Source organism: Azospirillum sp. (assembly GCF_035628975.1).
GTDB lineage: Bacteria > Pseudomonadota > Alphaproteobacteria > Azospirillales > Azospirillaceae > Azospirillum.
Window position 1 is genome coordinate 66222 of record NZ_DASPIS010000047.1, and the last position, 17605, is coordinate 83826.

Consider the following 17605-nt stretch of genomic DNA (forward strand, 5'->3'; position numbering starts at 1 on the left):
CCAAGCCGGAATGCCGCCCGTCACGGCTGCGAAGCGGATGATGCTGTCCGTCAACAACATCGAGGTCGTCTACAACGACGTGATCCTCGTGCTCCGCGGCCTTAGCCTGGAGGTGCCGGAGGGGGAGATCGTGGCATTGCTGGGCGCCAACGGCGCCGGCAAGTCGACGACGCTGAAGGCGATCTCCGGCCTGCTGAAGACCGAGGACGGCGAGGTCACCCGCGGCGACATCACCTTCAATGGCGAGCGCATCAACGGCATCGACCCCGACCAGATCGTCCGCAAGGGCATCTTCCAGGTGATGGAGGGCCGGCGCATCATCGCCGACATGACCTGCCTGGAAAACCTGCGCCTGGGCGCCTACACCCGCCGCGACAACGGGGTGAAGGACGACCTGGACATGGTCTTCAGCTATTTCCCCCGCCTGAAGGAGCGCACCGGCCTTGCCGGCTATCTCTCCGGCGGCGAGCAGCAGATGCTGGCGATCGGCCGCGCGATGATGGCCCGGCCGAAGCTGATCCTGATGGACGAGCCCAGCATGGGCCTGTCGCCGCTGATGGTGAAGGAGGTGTTCAGCATCGTCCAGCAGATCAACAAGGATCTGGGCGTCACCATCCTGCTGGTGGAGCAGAACGCCCGCATGGCGCTGCAGGCGGCATCCCGCGGCTACATCATGGAAAACGGCAAGGTCGTGCTGGACGGCACCGCCGAAGAGCTGCGCAACAACGAGGACGTGAAGGAATTCTACCTCGGCGGCGGCAACGAAGAGCGCAAGAGCTTCAAGAATTTGAAGAGCTTCAAGCGGCGCAAGCGCTGGATTTGAGGGGAGCGTCGGCTTCGATGCCCCCTCCCTAACCCTCCCCCGCTTCGCGGGAGAGGGAACTCCGCCGCACTCCTGCAAAGCTCCTACCCCCTCCACCGCGAAGCGGGGGAGGGATGGGGAGGGGGCACCGGCGCAAGCACCTGCACCCCCCGCGTCACCTCGGCCGACCCCTGAACGGACGAACGACCATGACCGATTTCTACGACGACCTCGAAACCCGTTCCTCCGACCGGCGCGAGGCCGAGCAGTTCGCGGCGCTGCCTGCCCATCTGCACCACGCCAAGGACGCGGCCCCCTATTTCCGCCAGTTGCTGGCCGACATCGACCCGGCGTCGATCCACGACCGCGCGTCGCTCGCCACCTTGCCGGTGACGCGCAAGGCCGACCTGATCGCGCTGCAGCAGGCGAACCCGCCCTTCGGCGGGCTGGCGGCGGTGGAGATCGGGCGGCTGGCCCGCGTCTTCGCCTCGCCCGGCCCAATCCATGATCCGGAGCCGCATGGCGTCGATCCCTGGCGCAGCGCCCGCGCGCTGTTCGCCGCCGGCTTTCGTGCCGGGGACCTCGCCCACAACTGCTTCGCCTATCATCTGACCCCCGCCGGCTCGATGTTCGAGACGGGCGCGCATGCCGTCGGCTGCGCCGTCATCCCCGCCGGCACCGGCAACACCGAGATGCAGGCGCAGGTCGTCGCAAGCCTCAAGCCGCGCGGCTATATCGGTACCCCCGACTTTCTGAAGATCATCCTGGAGAAGGGCGACGCGCTGGGGCTCGACGTCTCCTCCATCCGCATCGCCGCCGTGTCGGGCGGTCCCTATCTGCCCGACGCCCGCGCCTTCTACGAGGCGCGCGGGCTGGAGGTCTACCAGAGCTACGGCACCGCCGACCTCGGCATCGTCGCCTACGAGACCGAAGCCCGCTCAGGCCTGGTGGTGAACGAGGGCTGCATCGTCGAGATCGTCCGCCCCGGCACCGGCGACCCGGTTCCCGACGGCGAGGTGGGCGAGGTGGTGGTGACCATCTTCAACCCGGCCTATCCGCTGATCCGTTTCGCAACCGGCGACCTGTCGGCGGTTCTGCCGGGAACCAGCCCCTGCGGCCGGACGAACATGCGGCTGAAGGGCTGGATGGGCCGCGCCGACCAGACCACCAAGGTCAAGGGCATGTTCGTCCATCCCGGGCAGGTCGCCGAGGTGCTGCGCCGCCATCCCCAGCTCTCCCGAGGCCGCCTTGTCGTCGGGCGCCAGGACGCCAGCGACACCATGACCCTGCGTTGCGAAGCGGAGGAGACCGGGGACGATCTCGCCGCCGCCATCCGCGAGACGCTGTCGTCGGTGACCAAGCTGAAAGGCGCGGTGGAGTTCGTGCCGCCGGGGAGTTTGCCAAATGACGGCAAGGTGATCGACGACACGCGGGGGTGAGAGTGTCGCGGCAGTTGCCCCCTCCCTAACCCTCCCCCGCTAACGCGGGAGAGGGAACTGCCGCTTTACCCCAGCAAAGCTCCTGCCCCCTCTCCCACCGAAGGTGGGGGAGGGATGGGGAGGGGGCGCCCGCTGCAACAACCTACCTCAGCACTCCGCGTCCGCCGACGGCATCAGCTCGTACTGCGGCTTGTAGCCCGGCTGCGCGCGGATGCGGTCGGCCCAGGCCTGGACGTTGGGGTAGTCCTTCGCCTCGATGGCGGATTCGTTCAGCAGGTCGATCCAGGGGAAGGCGAAGATGTCGGCGATGGTCAGCCGTTCGCTCTGGATGAAGCTGTGGCCGGCCAGATGCTCGTCGAACAGCTTCATGCCGCTGGCGGCTGAAGCGTCGAGCCAGGGCAGGGCGTTGGCGTCGCCGTTGAACTTGCGCACGGCCCGGGCGCGCTGGACCGGCAGAAGCACGTCGGCCAGCCAGCTCAGCCATTCGGCGATGCGCAGCTTCTCGGCGTCGTCGCGACCGCCGAACTTGCCGGTCTGTTCGGCCAGATAGGTCAGGATCACGCTGGATTCGGAAATCGAATGGTCGCCATGCACCAGCGTCGGCACCCGGCCGAACCGGTTGATCGCCTGGTATTCCGGCGACTTCTGCTGCCCATTGCGCAGGTCGACATGCCGGTACTGGAACGGGATGCCGGCCAGCCGGAAAAACAGCGCCACGCGGGTCGCCGGCTGGGAATTCACGTTGCCGTAGAGGATGAAGGGCGCTGTCACGATGCTCTGTCTCCCTGGTTTGCGGACCCGGATGGTCCCCCCCCGGATGATCGTGCGGAAGATCGATCTCCGGCTTTGCCGGGAGGATGGCCTCAACCGGACCGGTCGCGCCAGCGGAAAGCGCAGCTCCACTATTCATGGCACTACTGCAGCAAGTTTTACACAACATCGGTGAAAGTGCCCTTCTCCAAAGCTGTGGGCTGCTTGACCGGCGAAACCAAAAGCCGTAGACACTGAGTTACATGTGAAATACCGCGTGGATATGCCGTGTGTGGTCCTGTGCGCCGGTTGGCGCCGCATGGCCGGCGGCACGGGGCGCGGAACCAAGGTCCGGATGACGAGATGGTGGACACGGTCGAAAAGACGCGGACGATCCTGGTGGTCGAAGACAATGTGCTGATGCGCAAGCTCTTCGTCCGTTGCCTGGAGGAAGGCGGCTTCGCCGTGGTCGAGGCGTCCGACGCCACCTCGGTTCTGTCGCTGATGCGCGAGATGGTTCCTGACCTGGTGGTGATGGACATCGTCATGCCCGGCCTGTCGGGGCTGGAGTTGATCAAGCTGATCCGCGCCGATGGCGATCTCGCCGCGACGCCGGTGCTGGCCGTGACCAACCTCGCCACCCCCGCCGACAAGCGTCGGCTGGCGGATGCGGGCTTCGACGGTCATGTCTCCAAGCCGATCAAGCCCAAGGAATTCCAGGCCGCCGTCGCCGGTTTCCTGACTGCCGCCTGAGCCTCGCTGGGCCGGAGGGGAGCGTCCTCCTTGCGCGATTTTCGCGCAAGCACGGGATCCGGGGCCCCGGTCCTCGCGTATTTTCCACCATGGACCCAAAAGCGGAGGGAGCCGCAGCGATGGCGCGTTATCTGGTCACCGGCGGTTGCGGCTTTATCGGCTCGCACCTGATCGAGCGGCTGCTGGCCGCCGGGCACGAGGTCCGGGTTCTGGACGACCTGTCCACCGGCAAGCGCGAGAACCTGCCCCCGACCGTGCCGGTGATGGTCGGCGATGTCGCCGACGCCGCGGCGGTCGAGGCGGCGATGGCCGGCCCCGAAGGTGAGGGCGTGGACGGCTGCTTCCATCTGGCCGCCGTCGCTTCCGTCGACCGCTCGCGCGAAGCGTGGCTGGAAACCCACCATGCCAATCTGTCCGGCACCATCGCCGTGTTCGACGCCGCCCGCCGCGCCAATCCCAAGGGGCCGGTGCCGGTGGTCTACGCCTCCTCCGCCGCCGTCTATGGCGACAATCCGGCCATGCCGCTGACCGAGGACGCGGCGACCCGCCCGCTGTCCGCCTATGGCGCCGACAAGCTGGGCTGCGAGTTGCATGCGCGGGTGGCCGACATCGTGCACGGCGTGCCGACCACCGGTTTCCGCTTCTTCAACGTCTATGGACCGCGCCAGGACCCGAAATCGCCCTATTCCGGCGTCATTTCCATCTTCGCCGGCCGGATCGTGAGGGGAGAGCCGGTCACCATCAACGGCGACGGCGAACAGGTCCGCGATTTCATCTTTGTAAAGGACTTGGTGCGATACCTGACCGCGGCGATGGATAACCCAAGGTCCGGCCCAAGGTCCTGCGCACCGGTCTTCAACGTCTGCACCGGCCGTCCGACTTCGGTCAATCGGCTGGCGGAGGTGCTGGCGGAGCTGTCGGGCCGGGCGCTCGACCGCCGGCACGGCCCGGCGCGGCCGGGCGACATCCGGGTGTCCATCGGCGATCCGTCGCGCCTCGTCGCCGCCTTCGGCATGAGCTGCGACACGCCGTTGGAGGACGGGCTGCGCGAGACGCTGGCGTGGCTGGGATGACCGCTCAGGTCGGGTAAGCGTCGGGAAGGGTTCGGCTGGCGTGATCGGTGGTCTGATCGGGCGGCGCGCTGTCGCCGTGGGGCTGGTTTCGGGTGCGGCGTCTCTGGCGCTGCCCAACTGCCCCTTGCGGGCCGCCGAGGCCGGCCAAGCTTCCGGCCCTGCATCCTCCGCCACTCAATCCCCGAATTCTCCCTGGGCGGTCTATTACGCCGATGCCGCTCCGCTGTCGGCCTTCCAGTCCTACCGGCTGCTGGTTCTGGACAGCCGCACCCATCCGCCGCTCCAGCCGCTGGCCGACCGCGGCAAGACCCTGTTCGGCTATCTCAGCGTGGGCGAGGTGGAGACGCACCGCCCCTGGTTCGGCCGGGTGAAGGGCTGGGGCATCCTGGACCAGGAGAACCCCAACTGGCCCGGCAGCTTCTATGTCGACGTCCGCGACCGCCGCTGGGTCAAGCTGGTGGTGGAGGAGCTTGTGCCGGCGATCCTGCGCGAAGGCTTCCACGGCGTCTTCCTCGACACGCTCGACAACCCGCCGCATCTCGAGCGCACCGAGCCCAAGCGCTGGCGCGGCATGACCGATGCCGCGGCGGCCCTGGTGCGGGCCATCCGCCGCAACTGGCCGGACATCGGCCTGATGCAGAACCGCGCGTATGAGATCCTGCCGCAGACCGCGCCGCTGCTGAGCCATGTGCTGGGGGAGAGCGTCTATGCCGGCTGGGACTTTGCCGCCAAGCGCCCGCACCGTCAGAGCGCCGAGGATTACCGGTTCCAGGTGGAGGCACTGAAGGCCGCCGGCGCGTCGAACCCGCGGCTCGGCCTGCTTACGCTCGACTACTGGGACCCGGCCGATACGGCGGGAGTCCGGACGATCTATGCTCTGCAGCGGGCCAACGGCTTTTCCCCCTATGTCTCGACGGTCGAACTCGACCGCCTGATCCCGGAGCCGCCCCGGTGATGCGCATCGCCAAAGCGACAGCGGCGGTGGCGGCGCTGGCGTTCGGCCTGCTGCTGCCGTTGGCCGTGCCCGCCGCGGCGGCCGGCGCGCAGCCCGCGGCCGCAAGCGCCCGGCAGGAGGTGCCGCGCACCATCCTGGCGCTGGTCGACCTGCGCGAAGAGGAAACGATTCGCCTCAGCCGCATCCACACGATGGCGGAATTGCCGCTGAACCATCTGGGCCTGTCCGTCATCTATTGGAACGTCGCCGACGGCCTTCCCGACCTGTCGCGCTATCCGGGCTTGCGCGGCGTCGTCACTTGGTTCGCCGGCGAGCCCTTCGCCGACGTCGGCGCCTACATCGACTGGGTGGGGCGGGCGATGGACCGCGGCGTCCGCTTCGCCGTGCTGGGCCAGCCGGGGGTTCGGCTGGAAAGCGGCGGCAGGCAGGTGCCGCTGGCGCTCGCCAACCGCTTCTTCGCCCGCTTCGGGCTGCGCGACGACGACGGCTTTTCCGACCTGACCTATAAATCCAAGCCGGCACTGGCCGACGGGATGATCGGTTTCGAACGGCCGCTGTCGGGCGTGCTGCCCGGTTACCCGCTGTTCCGCAAGACTGATGCGCGCGTCGCCTCCCATCTGGTGATGCGGCGGGCGGACGATCCGGCCAGCGACAGCCATCTGGTGGTGACCGGTCTGGCCGGCGGGCTGGCGGCCGAAGGCTACAGCCGCCATTTCGACGCCGAGTACAACCGGCGCCAATGGATCATCGATCCCTTCGCCTTTTTCGGCGACGCCTTCGCCACCGACGACCTGCCGAAGCCCGACGTCACCACCCTGTCCGGCCGGCGGCTCTATTTCAGCCACATCGACGGCGACGGCTGGCGCAACGTGACGGAGGTGGCGCCCCATGCCGTCAAGCGCGTCCTGTCCGCCGACATGGTGCGCATCGCCGGTATCGAGCCCTTTCCCGACCTGCCGGTGACCGTCGCCCCCATCGTCGGCGACCTCGACCCGACCTGGAACGGCACGCCGCAGTCGGTGGAGGCCGCCAAGAAACTGTTCGCCCTGCCGCAGGTCGAACCGTCCAGCCACACCTGGACCCACCCCTTCCAGTGGGCCTTCTTCAAGGACTACAGCCGGCAGAAGGAAGCGCCGTTTCTCGACCGCGACGGCACCTACCGCCCCACCAGGGGCGACGACCATGCGGCGGAGACGGCGGGCGAGGTGTCGGACATCGGCCGCTATGCCCTGCCGCGCGCCTATCTGCAGCAGCCCTTCGACCTCGACCAGGAGATCGGCGGCGCGCTGGACTACTTCACCCGGCTGGCCCCCACCGGCAAGCGGGCAGTGCTGGTGCAGTGGTCGGGCGACACCTCTCCGTTCGAGGCGGCGCTGGCGGCGGTCCGCAAGGCGGGCGGCGTCAACATGAACGGCGGCGACGCCCGCTTCGACGCCGATTTCCCCTCCATCACCGGCCTGCCGCCCGTCGGCCTGCCGGTGGGGGCGGAGCGCCAGATCTACGCCGCCGGCAGCAACGAGAACACCTACACCGACCTGTGGACCAGCCGCTTCTACGGCTACCGCAATCTGGTCAACACCATGCGGCATGCCGGCGGCCCGATCCGGCTGAAGCCCTTCAACGTCTACTACCACATGTACAGCGGCCAGAAGGCGGCCAGCCTGAACGCGCTGGTTTCGGTGCTGACCGCTGCCCGCGGCCAGGAACTGGCGCCGGTCGCCGCCTCCACCTATGCCCGCATCGCCGAGGGCTTCTACACCGCGCGGTTCGAGCCGTTGGAGGATGGGCGGCGCTGGCGCGTGCGCGACCGCGGGGCGCTGAACACGCTGCGTTTCGACCGGGCTAGCGCCAGCGCGGTCGATTTCGCCCGCTCAACCGGGGTGCTGGGCCAGCGCCACAGCCAGGGCAGCCTCTATGTCGCGCTCGACCCCACGGTGGCTGAGCCGGTGGTGGCGCTCGCCGAGATCGACCGCGCCGACCGCGATCCGCCCGCGTCCTTGCCCTATCTGGTGGAGGGGCGCTGGGCCTTCTCGGCGCTGGCCGGCGAAGGGCAGGGCTTCCGTGTCGCCGCCACCGGCTATGGCGAAGGCGCCATGGTCTGGCGGGTTCCCCGTCCCGGTCCCTGGACGGTCACGGCGGAGCGCGACGGCGCCGTTCTGTGGACCGGCAGCGCGACAGCGGATGAGGATGGCCGGTTGGCGCTGACCGTTCCGGTTTCCGGCATCGCTCCGCTGCTTCTGCGGCTTCGCCCCATCCTTCGTCCCACCGGCGGCGTGGCGGGGTAGGGCGGCGATGCGTGCGAACATCCTGGTCGTCCTGCTGGTGCTGCTGGTGGGCATCGGCGCCAGCCTGCTGCTGATTCCGCGCGGCGGCGAGCTTGCCCTGCAGAAATTCCGCGACCGCGATTACGACAGCGCCCGCGCCGTCTACGAGGAGCGCTATGCCGCCGGCGACCGCGGCGGCGCCACGGTGATGCCACTGACCCGCCTGTCGCTGGCCCAAGGCGACGTGGAGCGCGCCATCGCCCTGACCGAGGAGTTCATCGTCGCCGAACCGTCCTCGATCGAGGCGCGCGAACTGCTGAACCGCCTCTACCAGGATGCCCAGCGGCCGGGCGACTACCTGGAAAACCTGACGGTCCTGGCGGAGCTGCGGCGCAGCGCCGACCTTTACCGCGAACTGGCCTATGCCGCCGGTTTCCGCAACCGGATGGCGCTGAAGGCCGATGCGCTAGCCCGTTACTGCGCGCTGGCGCCCGAGGATGCCGAGGCGCAGCAGGAACTGGCCGCCCTGCTGGCGGCGCGCGGCGACCATGCCGGCGCGGTGGATTGGCTTCTGCGCGCCGACGACCGCGCCCAGGGCAACATCGGCGCCGACAGCCGCGAATTGTTGATGAGCCTGCTGATCGACCTCGGCCGGGCTGAGGATGCCTTCGGCCGCGCCCGGCGCTGGCTCGGCGAGCAGCCGACCGTCGCCGCCATGATCGGTCTGGCGAGCCAGCTGGCGGCGGCCTCCCGGCCGGACCTGGGCCTGCGGCTGATTGAACCGCAGGTTTCCGGCCCGCAGGTGATCGGGCCGCAAGCAACCGGCCGAAAGCCCGCGCTGGCGCTGGAACTGACCTACATCGACCTGCTGATCGCCGCCGACCGCCGGGAGGAGGCGCGGACCCGCCTGTCGGCGCTGTTCGGCCCGGTGGAGGATGTCCAGTTCGGCCGGCTGCTGGCGCTGAAGATGAATGCCGGGCAGGCGCAAGAGGCCTTGCGGAACGCCAAGGGACGCGATCTGCGTCTGGCGCCCGATTGGGTGCTGGCCGGGCTGGCCGAGACGGCTCTGCGCGACGGCGACCGCCCCTTCCTCGACCGCCTGCATCGTGAACTGGGCGAAGGGTTCCTCGCCGATTACCCGGTTCTGGCGGCGAACATCGCGCTCGGCCGCGGCGACGCCGATTCCGCGGCGCGCTGGGCGGAGCGCGGTCTGGCCGGGAGAGCGCTGACCCTCGGCGACCGTCTGGCCGCCATCCGCATTCTCGACCGCGCCGGGCGTCGTGCCGCCGCGTCCGCTGCCTTCGACCGTCTGGCGCTGTCGGACTCTCTCCCCGACGACCAGCTGCCCGACGACCAACTGGAGGAATTGGCAGCCCTGTTCATCGACCTGGACCGTGCGCCCGCCGGTCTTGACTGGTTCGTCGCGCACCGGCAGGGCAAGCCCTCTCCGGCGGTCGAGCAGGGGTGGGCGAGGCTGGCGGCCAAGGCCGGTGATCCCGCCGCCGTCGCCGATTGGCTGGCCACCCGCCCGGTGCTGCCCGCCGCCCTGTTGCAGGACATCGCCGGCAGCGCCGCCGAGCGGGCTGTCGCTGACCGGCGTGCCGCCCCGCTGGCGCTGGCCGCAGCACAGCGCGCCTTTGCGCTCGACCCTTCGCCGCGCAGCCGTCTGGCGGTTGCCGCCGCCCTGACCGCAACCGGAAAGCCGGCGGAGGCGCTGCCGCTGCTGGCCCCGCTGCTCGACCAGGGCGGTGCGGAGGTGGAGGCCGCCTACATCGCGGCGCTCGACGGCGCCGGCCGGTCGGAGGAACTGGCCCGCCACCTGACCGCCAAGCTGGCGAAGGGCGGCCTGACGGATGCGGAGGAGCAGGGCATCGCCTATCTGCTGCTCGACCACAAGGCCTACCGCGCCGCGCTGCCGCTGCTGCGCGCGCGGGCGGAGCGGCTGGGCGGCGACTGGCTGGCGGCTTATGCCGATGCCGCCGCCAAGGCGAACGCACTGCCCGATCTCGCAGCCCTGCTGCAACGGCAGGCCGCCGCGGCGCCGCTGGCCGAGGCGGAGGATTCGCTCTACCGCGGCACGCTGGAAAAGCTGGGCCGCAAGGCCGACCTGCGCCGCTACCTTCTGGCCCGCGCCAGCGATGATCGCCTGCCGGTGGAGCGGCGGCGGGAGCCGGCCTCCGCCCTGCTGGCGCTCGGCGACAAGGCAGGCACGACGCAGGCTTTGCAGCGGCTTGCCGCCGGGCAGGGGCCGCAGAGCGACGATTTCAAGCAACTCGCCTATCTATGGGGGCCGCGCCCGCCGCCGGCTGCGCTGGAATGGCTGGAGGCACGGGCCAAGGCGGCAACCGGCCCGGCGGAGCAGGCGGCATGGTACGATCGTCTGGCCGAACTCGGCGGCAGCGCCCGCGTCACCGCCGGCCTTGCGACGCAAGCCGGTCCGCCGGCCCAGTCCGCGCTGAAGGCGCCCTACATCGAGGCGCTCGCGTCGGCCGGCAAGGGAAAGGAACTGGCGGTCGCCGTGCGCGCCGCCCTGCGCGAGGAGACCGCGCCGGACCGGCTGCGCCGCTATGCCCGCCTCGCCGAACAGACTGGCCAGCGCACCGCCGCCGCCGAGGCCTGGACAGCTGTGCTGGCGCGGATGCCGGAGGATGCCGACGCGCTGCGCCAGCTTGGCATGCTGGCCTATGATGAGAACCGCCTCGCCGATGCCGAGCGCCTGCTGCGCCGCTACACCGCGCGTGGTCCCGACGATTACGAGGCGCATTACTTCCTGGGCGAGGCACTGACCGCCCTGAAGCGCCCGGCCGCCGCCGCACCCTTCTACCGTACTGCGCTGGCCCAGCTCCGCGCCCGCGGCAGCCGGGGCGACGCGGCGGTCCTGACGGAGGCGAACCTGCTGAACCGGCTGGGCAAGGTGGATGATGCCGTCACCCTGTTCGAATCCTTGCGCAAGCGCCGTCCCGGTGACCGGCAGCTGAAGGCGGACTATGCATCGATGCTGATCGAAAACGGACGACTGCCGGAGGCCCGCCGTGTCCTGGCTCTTCCGTGATGAATTCCGCGCCTTGACGCATTCCACCCCCTCTCCCCCCCGGGGAGAGGGTCGGGGTAAAAGGGATTCACTGCGTGACTTCCCGAGAATACTCGCCACGCATCCCCCTCACCCTAACCCTCTCTCCGGGGGGGAGAGGGGATTCTGGGTGCTTCTCCTCGCCCTCCTCCTCGCCGCCACCCCCATCCATGCTCAACCGGCGCCATCCGCCGCACGCTTGGAAACGATGCGGGAGGACCGCGCCGCCCGCTTCACCCTGGGCTGGACCGCTCCGGTCGCCACCGAGGTGGAGCGCCAGGGCCGTGAAATCGTCCTGCGCTTCAGCCGGCCGCTTGGCGAGGTCGCCCTCGACCGCGTGCCGGAGCGGCTGGAGTCCTGGATCGACAACATCCTCTACGGCTACGACAGCGTCGTGCTGGTCCTCGCCGCCGACGTCAGCGCCGACATCGCGGCGGACCCCAGGGGCGTCACCGTCGCGCTGGCCCGCGCCCCTGCCGCGCGCCCGACGCCGCAGGCCGAGGCGGCCGACCGTGCCGCCCAACGCCGCATCGACTATTTCCGTGCCCTGGCCCTGATCGAGGGCGGCGAGGTCCGGCCGGCGCGGGTGCTGCTGCGCGACCTGCTGGCGCAGGATCCACGTGACGCCCAGTCCACCGCCCTGCTGGCCCAGGCGGAGGAACGGCTCGGCCGCTGGCGCGAAGCGGTCATGGCCTATGACAGCGCGCTGGAGCTGACGCCCGGCGAACCGTCGCTGGTCCAGGGCAAGGCACTGCTTCTGCATGCCAATGCCGACCGTATCCGCCTCGATGTCGATTGGCAGCAGGTGCGCAACGCCGACATGCAGCGCATCGCGCGGCTCAGCGGCGTGCAGGAGCTTGGCCGCTCCACCAGCCTGACCTGGGGGCTGGAGCGGCGCGAGGTGGATGTCGACGCCGCCCAGCGAGCCGACGGCCGGCTGGAGCCCTTCCACGGCGCACGGTCGCGGCTGGAGGTCGGGCTGGTCCATGACTGGCCCGAGTTGCAGCGCTCCACCCTGTCCGTCTACGCCGCGCCGCGGACGCTGGGCGCCGGCTACACCCATGGCTGGCGCGACGAGGAGTCGGAGACCCGCGCCGGCTTTGCCTGGAGCGAGCCGAACTTCGCCTTCCTTGAGGGCATCGTCGGCGGCGGGCGGCGCGACCGGGTTTTCCTGCAGCATGAGGAACGGCTGTCGGAGCGCTGGTCCCTGTCGCTCGGTGCCGGCTACCACCGCTATGGGCTGGCCGGCGCCGCCGATCTGGCGCGCAGCGCCACGCTGGAAGGCTCCTTGCGTTACACCCTGAACACGGCCGGGCCGCTCGCCAGCGTCGCCTATGTGCTGGATGCCGAGTATGTCGGCCACCGCGAGGAACGGCAGAACGCGGACGGACAGACTTACGTCCCGCTGCCGGCCGCGACGCGCGAGGTCCACGCGCTCCAGATCAATGTCGAGGACTATGTCACCGATTATGTCCGCTATGCCGCGCAGCTCGGCTACGCCTACGACCGGCGGGGGCGCAGCGGCCCGCAGGGCGCTGTTTCCTTGGGTTGGGAGCCGGCGGACGGGCTGGAACTGGGGATTCGCGCCGCCCACGCCCGCTCCACCGCCCGCGGCACGGCCAGCGCGGTGAACAGCGCAGGCGTCACTCTGGTCTGGCGATATTGACGGTGTGTCAACGTCTTCATGGTTAAAGGAAGGGAAACAGCGGAATGGGGATGCGTGACGCGATGGGGCCGACGGGTATGGGGACGAAAACCAAGGGAATGCGGGCTTGCGGCGCGCTGCTGCTGGCCGGGATGCTGCTGGCGGGCTGCAGCGTCGGGCGGATCAACAGCCGCGACTTCGCCCAGGCGGGTGCCGCGCTGCCGGCCGGCGCCACCGTCGCCGTTCTGCCGTTCGAGAACCTGACCAACCACCCCAACGCCGGCCAGATCGCCGCCGATCTCGTCTCCACCGAACTGTACGGCGTCGGCAGTGTCCGCACCGTGGAGGCCGGCCGGGTCCGCAGCCGCCTTGCGACCCTGAAGTCCGTCGACGCCGGTGCCGCCGAGGTGCCGGAAGCCCCCGCCGATGCCCCACTCGACGTGCAGGCCGCCGGCCGGGCGCTGGCGGTGGATGCGGTGCTGGCCGGCAGTGTGTCGGAATACGGCTATCAGCACGGCCTGCGGGAGGAGCCGGTGGTCGGGCTGAACGCCCGGCTGGTGCGGGTGTCCGACGGCGCCGTTCTGTGGACCTCCAGCCAATCGGAGGCCGGGCGTGGCTATTTCAGCCGCGACAGCGTCAACAACGTCGCCCAGCGCGTGGTGACGCGCATGATCGGCAGCCTGCGGCCGGTGGTCGCCGCCACTCCCTGAGGCTCGGTCCGACGATGAGCAGCCCGCCCCCCACCGCCCAGCCGGATCCGATCCCCGCCGACGGTGCGCCCCGCCGCCGCTGGCTCGGTCTGCGTCCGGTGGCGCTGCTGGAACTCGTGCTGTTCTTCGCCGTGGCGCTCGGGCTGGATGTTTGGCTCGGCTCCGGGCTGCGGTTCGAGGGGGTGCAGCCGCATCCCTTCTGGATCCCGGTCCTGCTGCTGGCGATCCAGTACGGCACCAACGAGGGCGTGCTGGCGGCACTGGCCGCATCGGTGGCGCTGCGGCTGGGCAACGTGCCGGACGCCGGCATCAGCCAGGACCTGTACGACCATCTCTTCACCCTGACGCGCGAACCGATCCTGTGGCTGGTCGCCGCGGTGCTGTTCGGCGAGCTGCGCATGCGCCAGCTGCGCGAGCGGGAGGAGCTTCGCGCCGGCCTTGCCACCGCCCGGCAGGAGGCGGAGGCCATTGCCCGGTCCTACCGCGCGCTGAAATCGGTCAAGGAGAGCCTGGAGACCCGTGTCGCCGGCCAGCTGCGCACCGTCTTCACCCTCTATCAGGCCGCCAAGTCCATCGACCGGCTGGACGAGGGGGAGGTGATGCTGGGCGTCGCCGACCTCGTGCGCACGGTCATGAAGCCTGAGAAGTTTTCGCTGTTCCTGCTGAACAACGACGTGCTGGAATCGGTGACGAACGAGGGCTGGGACGACGACAACGACACCTATGCCCGCTGGTTCGACAGCGGCACCGCCCTGTTCCAGCAGGTGATCGCCCGCCAGCGTCAGGTCTGCGTCAGCCGCGCCGAGGACGAGCGCATCCTGGCCGGCGAGGGCGTTCTGGCCGGTCCGCTGGTCAGCAGCGACACCGGCGAGGTGGTCGGCATGGTGAAGATCGAAAGCCTGGGCTTCACCGACCTCAGCGTCAACACGGTCGAGAATTTCCGCATCCTGTGCGAATGGATCGGCACCGCGCTGGCCAAGGCGCGCCAGTACCGCGCCGCCAACGAACAGCGGGTGTTCACCGACGACGCGCTCTATTCCTCCAGCTACATCGGCCGTCAGGCAGAGTTCCTGGCGCTGCTCGGCCGCCGCATGGGGTTCGAGACGACGGCCATCACCATCCGTCCGACCGGCATCGCCCGCCTGTCGGTGGGCCAGCGGGCGGAGCTTGCCGCCGCCATCGGCGAGGCTGTGCGCGGCAGCCTGCGCGACACCGACCTCGCCTGCGACTTCGGCCATCAGGGAACGTCCTTCGGCGTCGTGCTGGCCGGCACGCCGCTGGACGGCGCCCGGCTGGTGGAGGCGAAGCTGGAACGGGCCGTCCGGCAGGCGCTTCCCGCTGCACTGGCCGACATCACCATCGGCTTCACCACGCGGCGGATCGAAGCCCCCGCGGATGGCCGGGTAGAGAACCGGCTGGACGGGCAGGAGGTGCGATGAGCGCCCCGACCCCCGCCGCTTTCGATGGTCTTCCCGGCGACCGGCCGTCCGCCGGCGTCGGCGAGCTGCTGCTGGTGGCGCCGGCCGCCGGCCTGCTCGACGCCGCGGTGGCGGCATTTGCCCTCTCGGGACCTCCCTTCGCCCTGCCGATCGGCGCGGCGCTGCATCTGGCGCTCTGCGGTCTGGTCGGGCTGTGGGTGCGTGGTCTGGTGCGGCGCGGGCGGGACCTGCGGCTGGCCGGGCTTCTGCTGGTCACCATGGTGCCGCTGGGGCCGGTCGGAGCCGCCTGCACCGTGGTGACCGCGGCGCTGCTGGCGCTGTTCAGCCGCTATGCCACCGGGTTCCAGGACTGGTATCTCTCCCTCTTCCCCGACAGCGAGACCGGACCCGCGCGCGAGCTGTACGAACTGATCGTGACAGGGCGGGAGAACGCGCATCTCGCCGCCGGCGATTCCTTCACCGACGTAATGTGGATCGGCTCGCCGCAGCAGAAGCAGGCGGTGATCGCGCTCGTCGCCCGCCATTTCCGCCCCGCCTTCACGCCCGCGCTGAAGGCGGGTCTTGCCGACGCCGACCCGTCCGTCCGCGTCCAGGCCGCCACCGCCACCGCGCGGGTGGAGCATGAGTTCAACGAGCGCTGGCTGGCGCTGGACCATGCGGCACGCGACCGGGCGGAGGACCCGGACGCCCTGGCCGCACTCGCCCGCCATCTCGACGACTATGCCTTCTGCGGCCTGCTGGACGCCAACCGCGAGGCGGAGATCCGGGAGAAGGCGTTGGAGGGCTATCGCCGCAGCCTGGATCTGGCCCCCGAGGACGACACCATCCGCCTCGACCTCGGCCGGCTGCTGCTGCGCTGCGGACTGGCGGCGGAGGCGGCGGCGCGGCTGGAACCGCTGGTCGACCGCACGCCCGACCGTCGAATCCTGTACTGGTTTGCCGAGAGCCTGTTCCGGCTGGGCCGCTTTGCCGAGCTGCGCGCGCTGCCCGGCCGCCGGCCCGACCTGTTGGGCGACGAGGAGGCGCTGCCCCACACGTTGCGCGACGTGTTCGCCCTCTGGCGCGACGATCCGCCATCGACACCGCCGGAGGCCGTTCCCCCGGTGGCCGGCGCGAAGGAGCTTGCCGCATGAGCCGCAGCACGTCTCTGCCGGAAGCACCCTTTGCCCCCAAGGCCGACGTCTGCCTGCTGATGGAGGGATCCTATCCCTATGTCGCGGGCGGCGTGTCGACCTGGACCCATGACCTGATCCGTTCCCACGCCGATCTGACCTTCCATGTCGTGGCGCTGGTCGCCGATCGCAGTGCGCGCCGGCTGGCCTACGAGCTGCCGCCCAACGTCACCGGCCTGACCCATGTCTATCTCCAGGATCCGCCCGCCGGCTGGCGCTGGCAACCCGGCACCGCGCGGCTGGTGGCGGCGCTGGAGAAGCCGCTCGGCCGGCTGCAGCAGGGCGGCGGGCTGGCGGAGGTGGCCGAGGTGCTGCGGCTGCTGGCGCCGCGGCGCGGCCGGGTCGGCAAGCGGGCACTGCTGAATTCCGAGGACGCCTTCCAGATGGTGGTGCGCATGTGCAGGGCCGCCCTGCCGGACGCCTCCTTCCTAGAATATTTCTGGGGCAGCCGCGCGCTGATGAGCGGGCTGTTCGCCACGCTGCTGGTGCCGATGCCGCAGGCCTCCGTCTACCATGCCGTCTCCACCGGCTATGCCGGGCTGTTCGCCGCGCGGGCGAGGCTGGAGACCGGACGGCCGGCGCTGCTGACCGAACACGGCATCTACACCAACGAGCGGCGCATCGAGATCCTGATGGCCGAATGGCTGTTCGAGGGCGGCGACACCTCGCTGGTGCTCGACAGGAAGAAGCGCGATTTGCGGGATCTGTGGTTGGACACCTTCGCCAGCTACTCCAAGGCCTGTTACGACGCCTGCGACCGCATCATCACCTTGTACGGCGGGAACCAGGAGTTCCAGCGCCGCCAGGGCGCCGATCCGGCCAAGCTGATGATCGTGCCCAACGGCATCGATTACGCCGGCTATTCCCAGGTGCAGCGCGATCCGGCGCCGCGCCCGCCGACCATCGCCCTGATCGGCCGCGTCGTGCCGATCAAGGACGTGAAGACCTACATCCGCGCGGCCGCCATCCTGCGCGAGGACATCCCCGAGTTGAAGGCGATGATCCTCGGACCGCTGGAGGAGGATCCCGGCTATGTCGAGGAATGCCGCACCATCGTGACCCATCTGGGGCTGGAGCAGACGGTGATCTTCGCCGGCCGGGTCAAGCTGACGGACTGGCTGGGCCGGGTCGACGCCATCGCGCTGACCAGCGTCAGCGAGGCGCAGCCGCTGGTGATCCTGGAGGCCGGCGCGTCCGGCGTGCCGACGGTGGCGACCGACGTCGGATCCTGCGCCGAACTGCTGCTGGGCCGCCCGGACGAGGTTCCGCCGCTGGGGCCGGGCGGGGCGGTGACGCCGCTGGCGAGTCCGCTCGACACCGCGCGGGAGCTGCGTGCGCTTCTGCTCGACCGCCCCTGGCGCGAGCGTTGCGCCCAGGCCATCGCCCGGCGTGTCGCCCAATCCTACGACAAGGTCGCCATCGACCGAATCTACCGCGCCATCTACGACGAGCACATCGCCATGCCGACACGGCCGACGCTTGACGAGTCCGAAGCGGGTCTGCCCGGCTCCGCCCTGAGCGGGGTGGCCTGAG

Annotated in this window: 13 protein-coding genes; 12 read left to right on the forward strand and 1 reads right to left on the reverse strand. The window is 70.1% G+C overall.

What is annotated here, in order from left to right; all coding sequences use genetic code 11:
- Nucleotides 1-10: 10 nt before the first annotated feature.
- Complete coding sequence (locus tag VD964_RS10370) at nt 11-823, forward strand: ABC transporter ATP-binding protein (protein WP_414637122.1); 813 nt, start codon at nt 11-13, stop codon at nt 821-823.
- A 188-nt stretch (nt 824-1011) separates the two neighbouring features.
- A complete protein-coding gene (locus tag VD964_RS10375) occupies nt 1012-2241 on the forward strand; it encodes a phenylacetate--CoA ligase family protein (RefSeq protein ID WP_324868264.1) in 1230 nt (409 codons plus the stop codon).
- Nucleotides 2242-2388: 147 nt separating this feature from the next.
- Here the strand turns inward: VD964_RS10375 and VD964_RS10380 are convergent, their stop codons facing one another.
- Complete coding sequence (locus VD964_RS10380) at nt 2389-3012, reverse strand: glutathione S-transferase family protein (protein WP_324868266.1); 624 nt, start codon at nt 3010-3012, stop codon at nt 2389-2391.
- A gap of 342 nt (nt 3013-3354) precedes the next feature.
- Between VD964_RS10380 and VD964_RS10385 the strand changes: the two genes are divergently transcribed.
- The 10 genes from VD964_RS10385 (at nt 3355) to pelF (ending at nt 17604) form a co-directional block, all read left to right on the forward strand.
- Complete coding sequence (locus tag VD964_RS10385; RefSeq protein WP_324868268.1) at nt 3355-3744, forward strand: response regulator; 390 nt, start codon at nt 3355-3357, stop codon at nt 3742-3744.
- A 119-nt stretch (nt 3745-3863) separates the two neighbouring features.
- Nucleotides 3864-4817 carry an SDR family oxidoreductase gene (locus VD964_RS10390; protein WP_324868270.1) on the forward strand — a complete coding sequence of 318 codons (954 nt, stop codon included), beginning with the start codon at nt 3864-3866 and terminating at the stop codon, nt 4815-4817.
- A 40-nt stretch (nt 4818-4857) separates the two neighbouring features.
- Nucleotides 4858-5772, forward strand: coding sequence for an endo alpha-1,4 polygalactosaminidase (locus VD964_RS10395; RefSeq protein ID WP_324868272.1), 915 nt, complete (start codon nt 4858-4860; stop codon nt 5770-5772).
- Complete coding sequence (locus VD964_RS10400; protein WP_324868274.1) at nt 5772-8057, forward strand: hypothetical protein; 2286 nt, start codon at nt 5772-5774, stop codon at nt 8055-8057. Before VD964_RS10395 ends, VD964_RS10400 begins: the two co-directional genes overlap by 1 nt.
- Before the next feature lie 7 nt (nt 8058-8064).
- On the forward strand, nt 8065-11088 hold the full coding sequence (locus tag VD964_RS10405) for a tetratricopeptide repeat protein (RefSeq protein WP_324868277.1): 3024 nt from the start codon (nt 8065-8067) through the stop codon (nt 11086-11088).
- A gap of 148 nt (nt 11089-11236) precedes the next feature.
- Complete coding sequence (locus tag VD964_RS10410) at nt 11237-12772, forward strand: hypothetical protein (protein WP_324868279.1); 1536 nt, start codon at nt 11237-11239, stop codon at nt 12770-12772.
- A 44-nt stretch (nt 12773-12816) separates the two neighbouring features.
- Nucleotides 12817-13461 carry a hypothetical protein gene (locus VD964_RS10415; RefSeq protein WP_324868281.1) on the forward strand — a complete coding sequence of 215 codons (645 nt, stop codon included), beginning with the start codon at nt 12817-12819 and terminating at the stop codon, nt 13459-13461.
- A gap of 14 nt (nt 13462-13475) precedes the next feature.
- Nucleotides 13476-14900: a GAF domain-containing protein gene (locus VD964_RS10420; protein ID WP_324868283.1), complete on the forward strand. Its 1425-nt coding sequence runs from the start codon at nt 13476-13478 to the stop codon at nt 14898-14900.
- Nucleotides 14897-16033: a tetratricopeptide repeat protein gene (locus VD964_RS10425; protein ID WP_324868285.1), complete on the forward strand. Its 1137-nt coding sequence runs from the start codon at nt 14897-14899 to the stop codon at nt 16031-16033. The genes VD964_RS10420 and VD964_RS10425 overlap by 4 nt, the downstream gene beginning before the upstream one ends.
- Nucleotides 16030-17604, forward strand: a complete 1575-nt coding sequence (gene pelF / locus VD964_RS10430) for a GT4 family glycosyltransferase PelF (RefSeq protein ID WP_324868287.1) — start codon at nt 16030-16032, stop codon at nt 17602-17604. Before VD964_RS10425 ends, pelF begins: the two co-directional genes overlap by 4 nt.
- The last annotated feature ends 1 nt before the right edge of the window (nt 17605 follow it).

Bases quoted from the DNA above. Each gene is read 5' to 3' on its own strand.
- VD964_RS10420 (WP_324868283.1), top strand. From the start codon at position 13,476: ATGAGCAGCCCGCCCCCCACCGCCCAGCCGGATCCGATCCCCGCCGAC.
- VD964_RS10400 (WP_324868274.1), top strand. From the start codon at position 5,772: ATGCGCATCGCCAAAGCGACAGCGGCGGTGGCGGCGCTGGCGTTCGGC.
- VD964_RS10375 (WP_324868264.1), top strand. From the start codon at position 1,012: ATGACCGATTTCTACGACGACCTCGAAACCCGTTCCTCCGACCGGCGC.
- VD964_RS10415 (WP_324868281.1), top strand. From the start codon at position 12,817: ATGGGGATGCGTGACGCGATGGGGCCGACGGGTATGGGGACGAAAACC.
- VD964_RS10405 (WP_324868277.1), top strand. From the start codon at position 8,065: ATGCGTGCGAACATCCTGGTCGTCCTGCTGGTGCTGCTGGTGGGCATC.
- VD964_RS10390 (WP_324868270.1), top strand. From the start codon at position 3,864: ATGGCGCGTTATCTGGTCACCGGCGGTTGCGGCTTTATCGGCTCGCAC.
- VD964_RS10385 (WP_324868268.1), top strand. From the start codon at position 3,355: ATGGTGGACACGGTCGAAAAGACGCGGACGATCCTGGTGGTCGAAGAC.
- pelF (WP_324868287.1), top strand. From the start codon at position 16,030: ATGAGCCGCAGCACGTCTCTGCCGGAAGCACCCTTTGCCCCCAAGGCC.
- VD964_RS10370 (WP_414637122.1), top strand. From the start codon at position 11: ATGCCGCCCGTCACGGCTGCGAAGCGGATGATGCTGTCCGTCAACAAC.
- VD964_RS10425 (WP_324868285.1), top strand. From the start codon at position 14,897: ATGAGCGCCCCGACCCCCGCCGCTTTCGATGGTCTTCCCGGCGACCGG.